We start from the raw sequence: 18,030 nt of genomic DNA, 5'->3' as shown, positions 1-18,030 counted from the left end.
TTATTTGTCTATGCGCGTGCGCGCAGTAGGGGTATGCGGCGGCCGCCAGCGTCACACAGCCGGCGGACAAGACAGCAGGCGCTGCCATACGTCGTCCTGCACCTGCCGCACATGCCGCAAGCCGTCGGGGCCACGATAGATCCCCAGCGTGTTCGGCCACGCCACATCGATGAACAGCAGCCGCGCCGGATCGATCAGCAGGGACTGGCCCACATAATTGCCCTTGATCTCGCCCTTGTTCACGATCAGCAGGCGCGCGCCACCGGCCAGCGCCCGCTCTTCCAGCGCCACGCCGCTGCGCTCGGCCACATCGCGCAGCCAGCGTTCGCGCCAGCGCGCCTGCTCCCCGAACTGCCCCGTTGGCGGCCGGTCCAGCTTGACGACGGCTGCCACGGGACCGTCAATGCCCGCCTGCAGCGAAAAGCCCATGCGTTCCTGCAGTTCGACCGTGTAAGCCTCGCCCTTGACGTCGATCTGGTAGCGCCCCGTCCCGTCCTGTACCCGCAGCTCGGCCTGGTGATAGGCGGGTTGGACGCAACTGGCGTACTGATGGACGAGCACATCGAGAAACGGTGGTTCGACGGGCGATGCCGCCGCCATGGGGGGCGACAGGCTGGCACACAGCACGGCGGCAGCCGCGCATTTCATTGTATTCATTCTTGCTCCGGTTCACGGGGGACGGCTGCCGAAAACCAGGCACGGCACGCCATATTATTGCTTCTAAGTAATATTTAGCAGTATTTTTTGCAATGGTGGAATTGGCAAGATCCGCACTCTAGCAGAAGAGGAAAAAACGGCCCGCACGGCCCGCGCACGACCCGGCCTGCCGCACGATTCAATTGAATCGCGCTTGTTAAATCACTATTTCTAAGGTGTAATCTTATAAGCAAGTCATTGAATTAAATGCAAGTACGCTCATTTCTCCACACGGAGTTCCAATCAATGTCCGAACCGGTCCAAGCAAGCGCGTCGCCGTCACCTGCTACGTCACCCGTCGCCGCCGGCTTCAGCCAGGCCACGCGCCTGCTGAAGCTGAGCACGCCCCTGGGCCCGGACAAGCTGCTGGCCGAATGCGTGCGCGGCGAGGAAGGCCTGGGACTGGGCTATGTCTTCAACATCGCCGCCCTGTCGCTCGACGCAGCCATTCCCCTCAAGTCGCTGATCGGCCAGCCCATCCTGCTGGAATTGCGCACGGCCGCCGGCACCGAGGACTGGCGCCCGTTCCACGGCCACATCACCGCCGTCGAACTGGCGGGCGCGAACGGCGGCTTTGCCCGCTACAACCTGACCATGCAGCCGTGGACGGCCTTCCTGGCGCACGGCCGCGACAGCCGCGTCTTCCAGGACCTGGCGGTACCGGACATCCTCGAAGTCGTCTTCGCCCGCTACCAGGGCCAGGGCATGCTGGCGCCCGCCTGGCGCTTCGACCTGCTCGACCGCGCGGCCTATCCGAAACGCAGCATCTGCAGCCAGTACCAGGAAAGCGACTGGGCCTTTGCGGAACGGCTGATGAGCGAGGAAGGGCTGTTTTATTATGCGGAACACACGGGCGATGCGGGCAGCGCCAGCCTGGGCAGCCATACCCTCGTCATCGCCGACCACAACGGCAGCTTCAAGCCCAACACCCAGTCCAGCATCGCCTACAGCCAGCCAGGCGCCGTCATGCCGCAAGACACGATGGACCGCTGGCGCATGCAGCTGCGCCAGCAAACCAACGGCATCGAACTGTCGAGCTGGGATTACCGCGCGCTGGGCCAGCGCCCCATCAGCGCCGCTGGCGCCAGGGACGGGACGATGGCGCTGGTCAGCCGCGACGCGCCCGGCGCCTATGCCTACCCGTCGCGCGAGCACGGACAACGGCTTGCCGAGCGCCAATTACAGGCCCTGACGGCGGCCAGGGAAGTGTTTACCGGCGCCGGCACCGTGCGCACCCTGGCGCCCGGCACCACGTTCACCTTGAGCGGCCAGGCGCAAACGGACGCCGCGGGCGAGGGCGACGCAGCGACCTTCCTCGTCACCCGCACGGTGCACTTGATGCATAACAACCTCGATGCGGAACTCGGCGGCGGACTGCTGCAGCGCTTCGGCAAGGGCTTGCTCGACGCGCTGATCGGCGACGAAGCGGCCGGCAGCCTGCATGCCGTCGGCGACACCATCGGCGAACGCCCGCCCTACCGCAACCGCATCGACGCCATCCGCAGCAAGATCCCCTACCGCAGCAGCCATGCCGATGACCACGGCCAGCTGCTGCATCCGCGCCCCAGCATCATGGGCCAGCAGACCGCCATCGTCGTCGGCCCGGCCGGCGTCCAGCTGCATACGGACCGCGACCACCGCGTCAAGGTGCAATTCCACTGGCAGCGGGGGGCGCAAAGCCATAGTCGGCTGGCGCATCCGGCCGCCGACGGCCACACGGGCGCCCCCGGCGACGATAGCGCCGGCACCTGGGTCAGGGTCGCCACGCCGCTGGCCCCCGTCGCCGGCGCCAACTGGGGCAGCAACGCCCTGCCCCGCGTGGGCCAGGAAGTGCTCGTCGATTTCCTGGAAGGCAATATCGACCGCCCCGTCGTCATCGGCACGCTGTACAACGGCCGCGGCCAGGCCGACGCGCAAAACAACCAGGTCAGCCAGGGCACGGGCGCGGCGACGGGCAACGCGCCGGCCTGGTTTCCCGGCCAGGCCGGCGCCCATGCCCACCCGGCGGCCTTGTCCGGCATCAAGACGCAAGCCATGCAGGCCAGCCAGGGCGGCGGCGGCGCCTACAGCCAGCTGGTGTTCGACGACAGCCCGGGCCAGGGCCGCGTCGCCTTGCAGCGCCACGCCGGCCCTCACCAGGGAACGGCCGAACTGAACCTGGGCCATTTGCACCACCAGAGCGACAACCAGCGGCTGGCGCCGTCCGGCTTTGGCGCCGAGCTGAAAACAGAACACAGCGCCGCCCTGCGCGCGGGAGCGGGCATGCTGCTGTCGGCGCATGGCCGCGATGCCGGCGGCAGCCAGATGGATGCGCAGGAAGCGCTGGAACAGCTCAGGCAAAGCTTGCAACTGCAGACCTCGCTGGCTGAGCAGGCGCAAAAACATTTCGCGCTCGAAATGCCCAACCCGACCACAGCCGGTGTGGCCGCGCCAGCTTCCGCTGCCACGCCGGACCAGGCGGAGACGCCTGCGCCAGCCGCCCAGCTCCCCGCCCTTGCCCAGATGCAGCACAGCATCGAGGTCCTGGGCGCGACGGCCGAGGGCGCCGCCGCTGCGGGCAAGGGCCAGCAGGCGGCGGGCGGCGAAGGCCAGGCCAGTGCGTATGGCGACCCGCAGCTGCAATTATCCAGTCCGTCCGGCATCGCCGCCACCACGCCGGCCAACGCCGTGCTGGTCGCCGGCGGCAATGGCAGTCTGGCGGCGGGCGCGGATCTCAACTTTGCCGCGCAGGGCAACAGCCTGTACGCGCTGGGCAAGGGCATCAGCCTGTTCACCTATGGCAAGACCAGCAGCAAGGATAAGCCCAACCAGGAAACCGGCATCCGCCTGCATGCGGCCAGCGGCAAGGTCAGCAGTCAAAGCCAGTCCGATGCGACACGGCTGACGGCCGACAAGGCCATCACTGTCAGCAGCACCGCCAAGAGCGTCACGGCGGCGGCCAAGCAGCACATCCTGATGACGGCCCAGGGCGCGTACATCCGCCTCGAAGGCGGCAACATCATGCTGCATGGACCGGGCAAGATCGATTTCAACGCCAGCATGAAGGAATTGACGGGGCCGGCGAGCAGCCAGCCCACCTTGCCGGCGATGCCGAATGCGGCCGACCTGGGCCGGGCAGTCGAACTGAACCTGCATTATGGCGATCTCGAACCTGTCATTAACTCCCCCTACAAAATCACGTTCGCCAATGGTACTTCACTCAGTGGATTGCTCAACGACAAGGGCCATGCCCGCCTCGAAAACATTCCTCCCGGCGCATATCACATTGAATATGGCGAGGACCAGCGCGACTGGGTAGCGCCGCCATTGGTAGCGGAACCCCGTCTGCAGCAAGCGAGGCAGCAGCTGAAACAGGCTTCCGCATTGCTGGAAGCGGCCAGGAAAAGCAGTAAACCGGATCCCCAACCATGAGCCAGAACTTTGTCGATGAGATTGTAGAGTTTTTCAAGGACCTGATCCTGGGCGACTTCGAGGATGACCAGGGCAAGGCCGCCATGATCGTCGGCGGCGCCATTTCCCTGATCCCCGTGGTTGACCAAGTGATGGATGTGCGCGATGTCTCGGGCATGATCTACCGGGTCGGCAGGAAAGGCGTGTCGCGCGCGACCCGCGATGACTGGGTCGACATGGCGCTGGCGGCGTTCGGCTGCATTCCAGAAGTCGGCAGCCTGTTCAAGACCATCATCAAGCCTTTGCGCAAGTACCGCAAGGAGGTTGGCGCGGCGGCCGCTGGCGGCAATGTCATGATCGAAGCCATGCTGGGCAAGAGCAAGGGCGCCGCGATCAAATTCCTGAAAACCTTCCAGTGGGCGCAAAACACCCAGCTGGCAATCAGCACGGCCATGAGCGCGCTGGACAACTGCGTGCAATTGCTCGGCTACCTGTCGACCAGCCATTGGTGGCTGCCGTCGGACTTGCAGCATTTGGCACGCGACATGAAGCCGCAAGTCGAAGCGGTGCGCGGCCCCCTCAAGGCCGGCATTGCGCAAGGCGCCAAGGCGTTGCAGGACTTGATCGAGGACATGCTGGGCGAAGACGCGTTATGGGCGGCAAAAAAAATCGCCGTCGCCGCCGGCACCGGCGCCAATACGGCAGCCAGGCACAATCACAAGCCCGGCAACACACATCCGCACAGCGCCAACGCCCAGTTCAAGTCGCCCACGATCAGCACCGATAAAAAAACCAAGGGCGTGGATGCCAAAGCAAAAACCAAAGAACAGGACTCGCCGGGCAAGGGCAAGGAACACAAACCCGTGGACGACTCGCACCGCCAGAGCAGCGACGGCGGCACCGCACCGGTGAAGAATACGTCGCGGCCGATTCGCGAATTGCTGTCCAAAGTGCCATTCGGGCCAAAGGGACTCATCGGCGAGCATATGGCAGATTATTATCATATGGAACACGTGCTTAAAAAAGCCACCGCCTGGCCGCACGGTAACGTCAATGGAAAATGGCGCTTTGACTACCCGCGCGTTGTCGGTCCCGATAACGCACACAAACGCCCGACAGAGCTTGTACCCGAAGACTTAAAAAAAATGCTACAAAATGGTGTGGATACCATCTGGCAGACAAATAGCGACACTTTCCATTTCATCGAAGCAAAATTCAGTAGCAGTGCCTACACACTGTTCCAGCGGCTGCAAAAGGAAGTGGAACGTGGCAATATCCCACGCCCCCCGGCATCCCTCAACGACAGAGAGCTGATGTTATGGACTTTGCTCGGTGAACGTATAAAGGGCACGCAGATGGGGAAAAAATGGCTTACCAACAGCACCAAAAACGGTGCCATGCAATCCGTTGAAAATTTAAAAAATCGCTGGACATATCTAATACTGGGAAGCACCGCACTCTCTAATCCGTTTGTGACGGCGGCACACCCGCATGGCAAGCTCAAGTTAGCAGCAGCACCTGGAGTTGTCGACCATCTTGCAGCGACATTGGAATTACTCGCGTCAGGTGATCATTACAATATAAAAATACATGACAAACACAAAGAAACTCATGGCATAAGCGACACATTCAACTATATGGAAATTGATCGCATAGACAAAGGACGTAGAAGCCTCGAAAAAGCAACGTCTAAAAAACCAGTCGATCAACAAGAACAGCAAGAGAACAAGAATAAATCAAGCAAAGCAGTTTCAGGAAAGAGAAAGCGGAGAAAATAACAATGAAGAACCCAGAATTCCATGAACGCCGTCGCCAACAATTCCTTTATGAGGAGCTTTACACTAAAACTCGAGAAAATCAACTTTCACTAATTAAAGGTCAACTTGCCAACAAAAAAGTGGCCGAATCAACACAAAGTCAAACTGTCATTTACCAGTTTTTGTATTTGGAAGCGCTATGGATCTGGATACTCGACTATACGGCAGGTGAGCCGATCGATGCACTGGCGCCGCGCATTGCAGGCATCGTGGATAAATTTGAAGAATGGAATGAAGTCGATCAACTTTATCAACAGGAAGCGGCGCTTGACTTTCCAGAATACGGGCCATACGAATACGAGGGAGCGCCACAGTTTTCCATCCTTTCCGATTATGAAGACACGCTTCAACTACTCAGCATCGCCATCCTGCTACGCGATCAGCGTTCGGTGCGACGCATCATCCACGTACTGCGTAGCCACCGTGGCCACGATGGGCTGTTCGAGCAATTAATTGGCGCATATGTCGAGGACAGTCAAGACCTCGACACCTGCATTATCAGCAAACCCTACGACACCCTGTTGCAAGTATTCTATGAGGAAGATGAAAAAGCTAGCTTAGTCCTGCTGCAAAAATACCTGAAACAGTGGTACCCAGCTATGAGAAATCATCCGCGCTGGTACGATGAGCATCTCAACATCAACGAGGAAGGCTATGCCGCCTATTACGGCTACTGGGCATTCGAAGCAGGGGCGACCGTCTTTATACTCGACCTGGACGACAGCCAGATCGACCATCTGGTCTACCCCAAAGACCTGGTCGATTATGCACGACAGTTATGGGAAGTAGGCCGCTTTACCAGTCAGGAAACAGAACCACTGATGCGCAAGGGACGCGTCGAGGGCGGCCAGCCCTGCCCTCAAACTGGCTTCTGGGAAACCCCAGCAAAATTACACAGCCGCAGCCACTTCGCGCAAGGCCAAATAATGCCTGTTTTTGACGATGCGGCATACGGTGAAACCATCTGGTATTGGAGTGAAGAACAATAGCCAAATTCCATCTCGCACAGCCAGCGATTGGCCCAGCGCCGAGCTGCGTCAGCGCATAAGCCTTTGGAATTGCACGCCTACGCCGGCGAGGCCTGCCCGCAGACCGGACAGTGGCAAGCGCTGGACATTCCGCCGCAAACCCGGCGATTTGAACAAGGCGAGATCATGCGCAATCTGGATTGCGCCTATGGCTTGACGGTGTTGCGCTTCCTGAACGCATAAAAAACAGCGACGGTACTGATGTTCGAAACCATCGAGCTGATGCTCGACTGAAAAAGGCAATCATGCATTGCGGTTTCAGCATGCGCGTACCTTCTTTGACACGAATACAATTTACCCAAGAAAAAAGCAAGTAGCCATGGAAGATTTACCCTTTCATCACCGACGCAGACAGCAATTTCTCCATGAAGAACTTTACAATAGAACACGGGAAAATCAACTTCTTCTCATTGAAGTAGGACATGATAATGAAAATGTAGCCAGTACAACGCAAAGTGAAAATTCGATTTATCAGTTCTTGCATCTTGAACTATTTTGGCTCTGGATGTTGGACTACACCGCAGGCGTCCCCATCCATGAACTTGCCTCGCGCCTTGCCGTTATTATCGACGCATTTGAAAAATGGAATGATGTATATCAATCGTTTCAACAGGATGCTGCACTTGAATTTCCAGAATTTGGACCTTACGAATATGTCGGCGCCCCGCAATTTTCCAATCTTTTTGAATACGAAAATACCCTTCAACTAATTAGCATTGCCATTTTACTGCGCGACCAGAAATCGATCATGCGCATCATTAATGTGCTACGCAGTCACCGAGGTCAAGATGGCTTATTCGAACAATTAATTGGCGGATATGTCGAAGAAGAAATAAATATAGACAGTTGCCTTCTTGGAAAACCCTATGACACGCTGCTGCAGGTATTTTATGAAGAAGAGGAAAGTGCGACGCTCAATCTTGTGAAAAATTATTTGAAATTATGGTACCCAGCCATGAAGGATCATCCACGCTGGTATGACGAACACTTGCATATCAACGAGGAAGGTTATTCCGGTTATTATGGTTACTGGGCATTCGAAGCAGGCGCAACAGTCTATCTACTCGATCTCGATGACAGCGGCATCAATCACCTGGTCTATCCAAAAGACCTTGTAGACTACGGGCGAAAATTACGCGAAGAAAACCGTTACACCAGCTTGTATACGAAACAGCAGCACAATGTCCGCCGTGTTGAAGGGGGAAATCCGTGTCCCCAAAGTGGTTTCTGGGAAACCTCAGCAAGGTTACACAGCCGCAGCCACTTCGCGCAAGGCCAGGTGATGCCTGTTTTTGACGATGCGGCATACGGCGAAACCATCTGGCATTGGAGTGAAGGACAATAGTCAATATTTCATCTCACACAGCCAAGTATGTTAGGCATTTACGTTGAAAGTAATGTCCGACAACATCTTGAAGAAATCTGCACCAAACAAGAAAAATGGTACTTCACCATGAAAAATAACGTCTTTCACGAACGGCGTCGGCAACAATTTCTTTATGAAGAACTTTATAAAAAAACACGGATAAATCAACTTTCCTTGATCCGCGGAGGAGAAGAAAACAAAAAGGATGCATATTCGATAGGCGAAAGCTCCTCCGTTCATCATTTCCTGTATCTGGAATTACTCTGGATATGGATGCTTGACTACACGGCTGGCATAGCCCTCGATCAACTGGCGCCTCAAATCGCCGATATCGTGGACAAATTTGAAGAGTGGAACGAAGTGGATCAAAAGTATCAACAGGAGTGTGCACTGAAGCTGCCTGAATATGGTCCATATAAATATTCGGGGGCGCCCGATTTCTCGACACTTTCCGACTATGAAGACACACTGCAACTGCTGAGCATTGCCATCTTGCTACGCGATCAGCGTTCGGTCCAACGCATCATCCACGTACTACGTAGCCATCGCGGTCAAGATGGCCTGTTCGAGCAATTGATCAGTGCTTATGTCGACAACGTCGTCGAGCGCGATACCTGCGTGCTTGGCGCTCCTTATGACACCTTGCTAGGTGTCTTTTATGAAGAAAATGAGACTGCCACACTCAGCTTGCTCAAGCAATATTTACAACAGTGGTATCCGGCAATGAAGGATCATCCACGCTGGCACGACGAGCACCTTAGGATCAGCGAAGAGGGCTATGCCGGCTATTATGGCTATTGGGCATTTGAAGCCGGAGCTGCAGTCTTTATTCTCGATCTGGACGACAGCGCTATCGATCATCTGGTCTACCCTAAAGACTTGGTCAATTATGGCCGCAAGTTACGCGCGGAACACCGTTACACAAGCATGGATACTGACTTAATAAATAAGGCCGGTCGTGTTGAAGGTGGTCACCCCTGCCCCCAAACTGGCTTCTGGGAAGCCCCAACAAGGTTACACAGCCTTAGCCACTTCGCGCAAGGCCAAGCGATGCCTGTTTTTGACGATGCGGCATACGGTGAAACCATCTGGCATTGGAGTGAAGAACAATAGCCAAATTCCATCTCGCACAGTCAGCGGCTGGTCCAGTGCAGGGGCCTTTGGAATTGCGCGCTGAAGCCGGCTAGGTCTGCCCGCAGGCCGGCCAGTGGCAAGCGCTGGACGTTCCTCCGTCAACCCGGCGATTTGAACAGGGCGAGATCATGAGCAATCTGGATTCTGCCTATGGCTTGACGGTGTGGCGTTTTATGAAGGCGTAAAGAAACAATGCAGTGAGAGGAGAAAAGATGAGCACAACGGAACGTTTTTTTACTGCCGAAGATGTAGAGGGAATGGTTGCTGACCTCAAAGAATGGCCAAACATGTCCTGTGACGATGGTAATCAAGATCTGGGGGTGTCTCCTTTCATAACATTTTACTTCTTGTATGATACTAAACGCCATCTTGACATATCCAATCTCATGATTGATATCCATGAAGAATTTTATAAAATCACAGGAAATCCATATATTATCGCAACGCATCCGAGTTCTGAGAGACCGCACCCTTACGGATCGAAACGTTTACCTGATCTGCGTGAGTTTGCAAGAAAAACAAAAAAAGAAGACTATTTCATTTTCAATTTTACCGATCAGAAAAAACATAACTCGTCGCCTTCCACTGCTGGATATTTCTGGAAAATGCGGGATCATATGAACGATAATTCAGAACCGTCAAACAGGGATTACTCATTCATTCAATTCTACTATCGCTGGTCATGGTGGAAGGATAACAAGAATGCATGGCGGCGGTTTGTTCTGGAAACCATGGAAAAACTAAAACCTGATCAGGTTTATAGCGGCTTTTCGATGGCCAATCCGATTGCTTTCGGCACCCGCTCGGCAGTGACCGTGTGGGAACGCTCTCTGGCACCTCGATTTTTTGGTTTGGACATTGATTATCCTTTTCCCATGAGCGGCTCGCTGGCAGACGGCATTCGCCCGCCAACCTGGGGCTTCCTGCTGTCGGATATGTGGCGCGAAAAATTGGATCTCAGCCGCGACCAGATAAAACTCAGCCTGCAACATCCGCACATCCGGATCGACGAGCTCGGCGCAGGCCTATGGATCGAACTGGGCGAGGAACCGGCCCTCTACCCGGTGGAGGACGGCGTGCCGGAATTGCCGGCGCTGCTCAACAAACTACTCAAGCCGATCCGCAACGACCACATGGCGCTGCTGGGCTTTGGCCAATGGGACGGCGACCCTAACGAACGCTTCAATGACGCCGACTCGCTACGCTGGATGCGGCGCTTCGACGCCGACAGCGACTGGCCCAGCGCCGAGTTGCGCCAGCGAGAAGCAAAAACGACGGACAAACAATGATGGCCGCCCCGTTCGACATGCGGCGCCGGCAGAAATTTCTCTACGAAGATCTTTATCATAAAACGCGGGAAAATCTGCTCGCATTAATTGCAGTCCGACTTGCAAATAAAAAAATAGTGGAATCACCGCTGGAAAACTCTGTGGTACATCAGTTTCTGTATTTGGAAGCGTTCTGGATCTGGATGCTGGATTACACAGCGGGTGAACCGATCGATGCACTGGCGCCGCGTATCGCTGGCATCGTGGATAAGTTTGAAGAATGGAATGAGGTCGATCAATTCTGTCAACAGGAAGCGGCGCTTGAGTTTCCGGATTATGGGCCGTACGAATACAAGGGAGCACCAGACTTTTCCACGCTTGCACATTATGAGAACACGCTACAACTACTCAGTATTGCACTATTACTGCGCGATCAACATTCGGTCTTGCGCATCATCCATGTGTTACGCAGCCACCGTGGCCAGGATGGATTATTTGAGCAATTGATTGGCGCATATGTCGAGGATAAGCAAGATCTTGATTCGTGTATTCTCGAAAAGCCCTATGGTACTTTGCTTCAGGTTTTCTATGAAAATAATGAGAGAGAGACACTCAAACTGGTCCAGAAATACCTGAAACAGTGGTATCCAGCCATGAAAGATCATCCCCGCTGGTACGACGGGCATCTGAGAATCAGGGACGAGGGGTATGCTCCCTATTACGGTTACTGGGCATTTGAAGCGGGTGCGGCGGTTTTTTTACTTGACCTGGACGACAGCCAGATCGACCATCTGGTCTACCCCAAGGACCTGGTCGATTATGCGCGCCAGCTGCGGAAAGAAGGCCGCCACAGCAGCGTGGAGATGAAACCATCGGCCAAACGAGAAGGCGGCGAATAAAATGAAAAATCCACCATTCGATGATCGCCGCCGCCAGCAATTCATTTACCAGGAACTGTATGAAAAAACCCTGGAAAATTCGCTTGCCCTGATAAAAGTCCAACAGAAGAATAAGGAATCGGCTGAATCCGCGGCAGATCTCAGTCTGGCTTACAATTTTCTGTATCTTGAAAATTTCTGGATTTGGCTACTCGATTACACTGCGGGCATGCCCATAGAGGACCTCGCACCACGCCTGTCTGGCATCGTGGACAAGTTTGCGGAGTGGAATGAAGTCGATCAAGTACATCAGAAGGAAATATTATCGAAACATCCTGAATATGGCCCATATAGATATCGGGCAGCACCAAATTTTGGCGACCTTGCCGATTATGAAGATACGCTGCAATTACTGAGTATCGCTATATTATTGCGTGACCAGCGTTCGGTCAGTCGCATCATACGCATACTTAGCAGCCACCGTGGACAGGATGGCTTGTTCGAGGAACTGATTAGCGCCTATGTGGAGGATGCGATCATGATCGACACTTGCGTACTGGGCAAACCGTACGATGTCTTGCTGCAGACAGTGTATGAAGATGATGAAAATTCGGCACGAAATTTACTCAAGAAGTATTTAAAACAATGGTACCCGGCGATGAAGGACCATCCTCGCTGGTACAACGGCCATCTCAGAATCAGCGATGAAGGCTACGCTCCATATTATGGTTATTGGGCATTTGAAGCAGCTGCAATGGTTTTTGTTTTTGACCTCGATGACAGCGACATAGACCATTTGGTCTATCCAAAAGACCTCGTTGACTATGCGCGACAGTTATCGAAAGAAGCTCGCTATACCAGCATGGATAGGAATGAGGCAAGCGATGGCGGGCATGTCGAAGGTAAACAGCCCTGCCGTGACACGGATTTTCGGGAGTAAGAATGCAGACTCTGGACGAACACACTTTTTTGGCCAGGCGCAGGGAACCGCTGCTGTCCTACGCGATTTACCTTGAAAGCAAAGACAGTCTGGACGAGTGCTTCGACATGGTGGAGGCAGGCTTGCAACAGCCTGCCGAAGTACTGCAAAATATCCCGCCAGAAAATTTCATGACGGCCACGCGCCAGCGGGCCTGGGATGGCATAGACCTGCTCAGCCTGGCTTACAGCGCGGGCCATACGATAGCCGATCTGCGCGCGCTGTATCCCACGATACTCGAATACTGGGAAGAGTTTGCCAACTATGACAGGGCTTTTGACGTGCAGGCCTGCGCTGCGGAACAGGGATTTCCCCACTTCGCCCTGCCCGGTGATGGCTACGAGCAGGTCAACCGCATGATCTGCCTTGGCATTCTCCTGGGTTGGGGCAATTTGCTGCCCCGCCTGGCGCCAGTCATCGATTTCAACAACCACGAAAAAGATGGGCTGGTCGAACGCCTGCTGGCATTTTCCATCGATAACAGGGATACCACCTGGCCGGAATGTACCCGCCACTTGCCCTACGTCAAAACGCTCAAGATATTTGCGGCAGAAAAAAACCAGCGCCCGGCGCTGATGAAGGATTACCTGAGGCAATGGTATGACGCCAGCCGCCGCGAACCCTACTATGACAGCCACGCGCGCGACACCTCCTTTTCAGGCTACTGGTCATGGGAAGCGGCGGCCATCACTTGCCTGCTCGATATCGACGACAGCAGCTACCGCGATGCCAAATTCTATCCCGCCGACCTGGTGGCATTCCACCGTCAGCCACCCAGTATGCGATCGGAGCCGGCATGAGCCACAAACCCGCCGTGATCGCAGCCTGCCTCCTCTGCGCCATGCCCGCGCAGTCGCACGCCGCCGACTCGCCCTTCCCTGGGATTTATTCCGTCATCGATCCCGTCACGGGCATGACGCAGGATGTGCTGAAAATCGAACCGTTCATCAACGGCGAATTCAACGTCTTTCCCCGCTTCGCAGGGGAACGGGCGTGGGCCGGCGTGCTCTCTGGAAAGGTGATGGGCGCCAGGGACCGCTATCTGGAGGAAGCACTATTTCCGCAGGACAGGAAGGTGCGCACCCTGGCCATCGCAGACATCGGCTACCTCTACCGCACGCCCGGCGACAGCTATTCGCGCGACGGCCGTTCGGATACCGGCTACCTGAGTCATATCTTTGCCATCGGCATCAAGTCCATGCAGCGCCGGCCGCTGCTGGCAGGCCATGCCGAACGTGGCGAGCGCGGCCAGCACGATTACTGGCCCGAGGCCGATGAAACGAAGATAGCGGTCAGCACCCTGAACTACAGCGCCCGTCCCATCCAGGTCGGCGTCAGCGATGCCGGCAATCCCGCCAATGCCGTCGATACCGATCCCCTGAACCCTTACATGAGCAGCGCCGCCCATTGCTGTTTCTACCTGCCGGCCACGCCGCACAAGCCGGTACAGCTGACCATCGAGTACCGCTGGTTGCCTGACGGTAAGCCGGAAACGCGCACGCTGCCGTTGCCTGCCGGCAATGCCACCGAGGAGCTGCTGGTCGTCGTGCAAGCCGATGGCAAGCTGGCACTGGAATTTCGCGACCCGCACGAATCGCAGTCGATGACGGCGGATGGCAGCGTCAAGGCCGGCAACGGCAGGCTGTATCCGGCCCTGCCCGCTGCCGAGCGCAAGGCCGTGCTGGCCGCGGAACTGGCGCGTCAGCAACGTTCTCTCAAAGATATCAGCAAGAAACTGAAAAACCTGCCCCCGACGACACCGTTGCAGCTCACGCAGCGGGTGGCGGAACTGGTCGAAGAGCGGCAGGCCGCCGTGACGTATCTGGAAGCGTTTTCCGCATGCAAAGCGGCCGTGCGCGAGTGCGACAAGCAAGCCAGGGCGGCGGCCCGCACCAGATAGCGGTTAGGCCCGTTTCTGCTAGGCTATCGCCGTGTCGCCACCTGTCGATGCTTCTTTCGGCACCAGCATCGCCTCTTTTACGCCGCCCGAGGCCGGTTTTGACCCCTCATATCGCCAATACAGATATTTCTTACCTCGTTTTCCCATGAAATACTGCCGGTTTCGGGACCAGCGACTGGCTTCAACAAAGCCGATACTGGCGTCACTCATCTGATTCTTGAATCCCGCAACAGAATCATGCACATAGCGATCGAAGAATTTGTCAAATAAAGTCCGCTCGGCCACCGACAGCGACTTTCGGAGCTTGCCTTTCCAGGCATCGTAGATCGCGTCCTCCAGCGGTTCCGTGGCACTGCGAAAAAAGCCTGTTTTCTTTTCTGCAATATTCTGAACGTCGCGTTCCCATTCGCTGTCCGTCGTGGTCATGTACTTGTCAGGCGTGGCATACATGACGGACTGCCCCTTTGCGATGATGGCTTCGCGTTCTTTGCGCGCCGCGCGCTGGCGTTCCGTGCGTCCCCAGCGCCAATGATAGTAATTGTTCATGTGGCTGATGACTTGCGTCTCGAGCCGCTTGTCCGCGCTGACGTGCTTCATGTAAGCGTCGAAGCATGCCTCCAATTCGCTGCTGATGTTAAACAACGAGCCATAATCCTGAAGAACCTCTTCGGGTGACTTGAACGGCACCCCGGCGGCATATGCCGACAGATACATATTGCACAGCGGAATGCGCGCCAGTTCGTTTGACCGTCCCTCCTGATTCATGTCGTCATAACCGCCGCCCACGTAGGAGTGTGCCCCGGGATAAAGAGTTTCCCGACAGTTCGAGTCAGTGGCCTGGTCGATTCGGATAGAGTCTGATGGAAATTTCTCGCGCACTTCATGCGCTGCGACATAATGCTCGCAAAAGCGCACATACGGTGGAATACGCAGATCGGAGGCCCATTCCGCATGGCCGCCCTCGTCTGCCAGATACATCACGCCGCCCCAGACAGGTCCCAGGTGATATTTGAGATTCGACTCAAGGCGGCTACCGCCAAACCCCACCGAGGCCACGGTATCAAAAATGCCGAGGAAGTAAATCACCAGACGCGGCTGAATAAATCCGCCACTTTTGATCCAGATCAATCCATCTCCCTGCTGATAACACTGTCCAGCCAACTGACGCACAAAGGCCCGCGCCTGGGCCGCCCCCCGACTGAAACCAAACACGGCAACATTGATTTGATTTACATGCGGCATGTGCTTGTCCACCCGCACCTTCAACTCCTTCAGCATCCAGCTGATCCGGGCCTGACCTTTTGCAGCCGATGCCATGCCGAGTGCCCCATCGATTCCATCACCGCTGTCTTGAATTTCCGGAAACGGCGTGCCGACGCCTGGCGTATATATCGCGTAGGTCTTGTTTTTTTCATCTTCGGCCGTATGCGCAAACTTTCCCAGTTTCGCAATATTGCTGTACTTTACATTCGACGAAGCCAGCGAACCATTTCCATCTTTTTTGAAATTATTTCCAGTTCCGTCAAAAAAACAGCTGATCCAGACGGGCTTTCGGCAATCCGACTCCTTCGCACATTTTTCCAATTCCTTGCGATAAATTCCTCGGGCAAGCCTTTCACTCTTCGTGACGTCGCTAAGCCGGCGTATCGTTGGTTTACTCATGGTCTATTCCCTATGCGGTGTGCGAGGTATGCCATAAAAAGGATTCTCGATTTCCTGCTTGCAGAACTGGCCTTGGGGAAGGCGCGTGGCATGCAGTTTCACTTGCTCGGCAGCAAGTGGCGCCTGCGTCTTGAAGGTTCCCAAATGTGCCTGGACTGTTCCATCGGCAAGAAAGTGCAAGAGCACGGTGGTTGGGCGATCTGGCCCTTTGGCGGGCAGGATGTCCACAGTGGCCTGACACCAGCGGCTTCCGGGAGAACTCAGCCTGGAAGTGCGTTCGTCATAGTCAACACTCGATTTTCCATTGTGATAGGCAGTATCGAACACCACGCTCCAGACCACGCGCACTCTCAGCGGTTTATCCACGGGAGTGTCCCAGATAAAACAGCAATTTCCGCTACTGAAACGGACTTTTTCACCATTGTCCATTTCCGCCTCGCTGGCATCGCGAAAAAAAATGGAACCTCCGCTGGGAGCTTCATCGATCTTGAATGGCAGTGAAATACCCTTGAAGGTGATGGAGTAAATATCGTACGGCGTGTAGTTATATGAGGTGGTAGTGAAGGTTTTCTCGCTTAATTCCTGTTGCAAGCGATTTTCCTTTTCCTTGGAATTGCAAGCGGCCAAAAAAACCAGGCACAATACGATAGAGGTCAGTTTTTTCATGTCGGGATCGCATTCATATGCTGGAAGCGGAAATTTCTTCGAGTGCAGCCCATTGCTGGGGAGTCCAGGCCAATATCCGGTCGCTGAATGACTGCGCCGTTCCCGTGGCCTGCAAAGCGATGGCGGCGAGCGGGGAGAGATGAAAATCGGCGCCCAGCATGAGCGACAACATGCAGTAGCTTTTCAAGTCTGTGGGCGAACTGAGTCCATATGCCTGCGCCCTGCCCAGCTGTTGAAAGAAAAAGTCATAGCGCTGATCCGGAGGCAAACCGTCGAGCGCCTGCGGATCATCGCTCTCCATTTGCTTCATCAGCATGTACGGCGCTGTTCTATTCATCAGCTCGACATATTGATGTTGTGTCAAAAGCATTCGTTCACTTCCAAGGGGCACAGACTCCTCATCCTTCTCGCCAGGTACAATTTGTGGCACCCCACGCACGTCCATGTACAACCAGCCCGTGATTTCCGCGAGTGCAGCCTTGCGCTGCGCCGTTTCCAATACGTCCAGCCAGTGCGGCAGGATAAGCGGATCGTAGTAGCGCATGATCCACTCCGTACCGTCATCGTGCTCCACCTCGGTCAGCCACGTCAGCCGTTCCAGCACTTGCGGCAGGGGCCGGTCAGAAACAATCAGCGACATGAAATGGGCGCTGCCGGCAGTGCAAAGCAATTGGGCGAGCAAGGGACATTGCTCGCGCTTGATATGCCGCAACAATATCGGGCCGGCGTACAGGGCGTCTGGCTCGGCCAATTCACCTAACAAGGAATACAACTCAACGCTGTGATCGCTTGGCAAGCGGATACGGGCCAAACCATCAAACTTGGCGCCATCAATCAAGCTGTACAGGGTCACACCCTGGTCGGCAGGATGGCTATCGAGCAGCGCAAGCAACTGCAAACCGCAGGCGGGGACCCCGCCATCGTCGTCGCGCATGCTTACTCCCCCTTCGCGGCAAAGGGCGAGCCGCTCCTGGCCGCATTTAACAGACATTCCTTGCAAATACTGCGAGGCATGACCGGCAGCGGGTAGCTTGCACGGGATGGCCCCGTAAAACTCTTCTTGCCGGCATGCACCGTGATCTTGCCGGGACACTGCACGGTGATGTTGCCGCCCTCGATCGTGATGTTCGCCCCGCCCGCCGTCGACAGGCGGATGCTTTTCGCCGCCGCCCAGTCGATGTGCGCGGCGGCGCTGACGATGTTGACTTCCTCGCGCGCCTGCACGTTGAGCACGTCGGCCTGCGCC

16 protein-coding genes are annotated in these 18,030 nt (G+C 55.8%); 11 read left to right on the top strand and 5 right to left on the bottom strand.

Annotated elements, in window-relative coordinates; all coding sequences use genetic code 11:
• Nucleotides 1-51 precede the first annotated feature (51 nt).
• Nucleotides 52-657, bottom strand: a complete 606-nt coding sequence (locus VPH40_RS24105; protein WP_328574702.1) for a hypothetical protein — start codon at nucleotides 655-657, stop codon at nucleotides 52-54.
• 285 nt (nucleotides 658-942) lie between these two features.
• Between VPH40_RS24105 and VPH40_RS24100 the strand changes: the two genes are divergently transcribed.
• The 11 genes from VPH40_RS24100 to VPH40_RS24050 all read left to right on the top strand — a co-directional run bounded on the left by VPH40_RS24100 (nucleotide 943) and on the right by VPH40_RS24050 (nucleotide 14,456).
• Nucleotides 943-4,107, top strand: a complete 3,165-nt coding sequence (locus VPH40_RS24100) for a type VI secretion system Vgr family protein (protein WP_328574701.1) — start codon at nucleotides 943-945, stop codon at nucleotides 4,105-4,107.
• Entirely contained in the window at nucleotides 4,104-5,864 is a 1,761-nt protein-coding gene (locus tag VPH40_RS24095; protein WP_328574700.1) for a hypothetical protein, read from the top strand. The genes VPH40_RS24100 and VPH40_RS24095 overlap by 4 nt, the downstream gene beginning before the upstream one ends.
• A 2-nt stretch (nucleotides 5,865-5,866) precedes the next feature.
• Nucleotides 5,867-6,892, top strand: a complete 1,026-nt coding sequence (locus VPH40_RS24090; protein ID WP_099664642.1) for a PoNe immunity protein domain-containing protein — start codon at nucleotides 5,867-5,869, stop codon at nucleotides 6,890-6,892.
• 63 nt (nucleotides 6,893-6,955) lie between these two features.
• Nucleotides 6,956-7,114 carry a hypothetical protein gene (locus VPH40_RS24085; RefSeq protein ID WP_328574699.1) on the top strand — a complete coding sequence of 53 codons (159 nt, stop codon included), beginning with the start codon at nucleotides 6,956-6,958 and terminating at the stop codon, nucleotides 7,112-7,114.
• A gap of 136 nt (nucleotides 7,115-7,250) precedes the next feature.
• On the top strand, nucleotides 7,251-8,276 hold the full coding sequence (locus VPH40_RS24080; RefSeq protein WP_328574698.1) for a PoNe immunity protein domain-containing protein: 1,026 nt from the start codon (nucleotides 7,251-7,253) through the stop codon (nucleotides 8,274-8,276).
• A 27-nt stretch (nucleotides 8,277-8,303) separates the two neighbouring features.
• The gene (locus tag VPH40_RS24075) at nucleotides 8,304-9,410 is read left to right on the top strand and encodes a PoNe immunity protein domain-containing protein (RefSeq protein ID WP_328574697.1); all 1,107 of its coding nucleotides are present in this window, start codon (nucleotides 8,304-8,306) and stop codon (nucleotides 9,408-9,410) included.
• Between the two features lie 233 nt (nucleotides 9,411-9,643).
• Complete coding sequence (locus tag VPH40_RS24070; protein ID WP_328574696.1) at nucleotides 9,644-10,720, top strand: type VI immunity family protein; 1,077 nt, start codon at nucleotides 9,644-9,646, stop codon at nucleotides 10,718-10,720.
• Entirely contained in the window at nucleotides 10,717-11,598 is an 882-nt protein-coding gene (locus VPH40_RS24065) for a PoNe immunity protein domain-containing protein (RefSeq protein WP_328574695.1), read from the top strand. Before VPH40_RS24070 ends, VPH40_RS24065 begins: the two co-directional genes overlap by 4 nt.
• Nucleotide 11,599: 1 nt before the next feature.
• Nucleotides 11,600-12,517, top strand: coding sequence for a PoNe immunity protein domain-containing protein (locus tag VPH40_RS24060; RefSeq protein ID WP_328574694.1), 918 nt, complete (start codon nucleotides 11,600-11,602; stop codon nucleotides 12,515-12,517).
• Between the two features lie 2 nt (nucleotides 12,518-12,519).
• A complete protein-coding gene (locus VPH40_RS24055; RefSeq protein ID WP_328574693.1) occupies nucleotides 12,520-13,356 on the top strand; it encodes a PoNe immunity protein domain-containing protein in 837 nt (278 codons plus the stop codon).
• Entirely contained in the window at nucleotides 13,353-14,456 is a 1,104-nt protein-coding gene (locus tag VPH40_RS24050) for a hypothetical protein (RefSeq protein ID WP_328574692.1), read from the top strand. Before VPH40_RS24055 ends, VPH40_RS24050 begins: the two co-directional genes overlap by 4 nt.
• An 18-nt stretch (nucleotides 14,457-14,474) precedes the next feature.
• Here the strand turns inward: VPH40_RS24050 and VPH40_RS24045 are convergent, their stop codons facing one another.
• The 4 genes from VPH40_RS24045 to VPH40_RS24030 all read right to left on the bottom strand — a co-directional run.
• Nucleotides 14,475-16,118, bottom strand: a complete 1,644-nt coding sequence (locus tag VPH40_RS24045; protein WP_328574691.1) for a T6SS phospholipase effector Tle1-like catalytic domain-containing protein — start codon at nucleotides 16,116-16,118, stop codon at nucleotides 14,475-14,477.
• A gap of 3 nt (nucleotides 16,119-16,121) precedes the next feature.
• A complete protein-coding gene (locus VPH40_RS24040) occupies nucleotides 16,122-16,784 on the bottom strand; it encodes a hypothetical protein (protein WP_328574690.1) in 663 nt (220 codons plus the stop codon).
• A 13-nt stretch (nucleotides 16,785-16,797) separates the two neighbouring features.
• Nucleotides 16,798-17,718, bottom strand: coding sequence for a DUF4123 domain-containing protein (locus VPH40_RS24035; protein WP_328574689.1), 921 nt, complete (start codon nucleotides 17,716-17,718; stop codon nucleotides 16,798-16,800).
• A gap of 2 nt (nucleotides 17,719-17,720) precedes the next feature.
• Nucleotides 17,721-18,030: DUF2345 domain-containing protein (locus tag VPH40_RS24030; protein ID WP_328574688.1), on the bottom strand; the 310-nt coding region annotated here is incomplete at its 5' end.

Origin of the sequence: Janthinobacterium sp. P210005, assembly GCF_036231865.1 — a bacterium.
Taxonomy (GTDB): Bacteria; Pseudomonadota; Gammaproteobacteria; order Burkholderiales; family Burkholderiaceae_D; genus Janthinobacterium; species Janthinobacterium kumbetense.
This window is presented reverse-complemented; position numbering and strand designations above follow the sequence as displayed.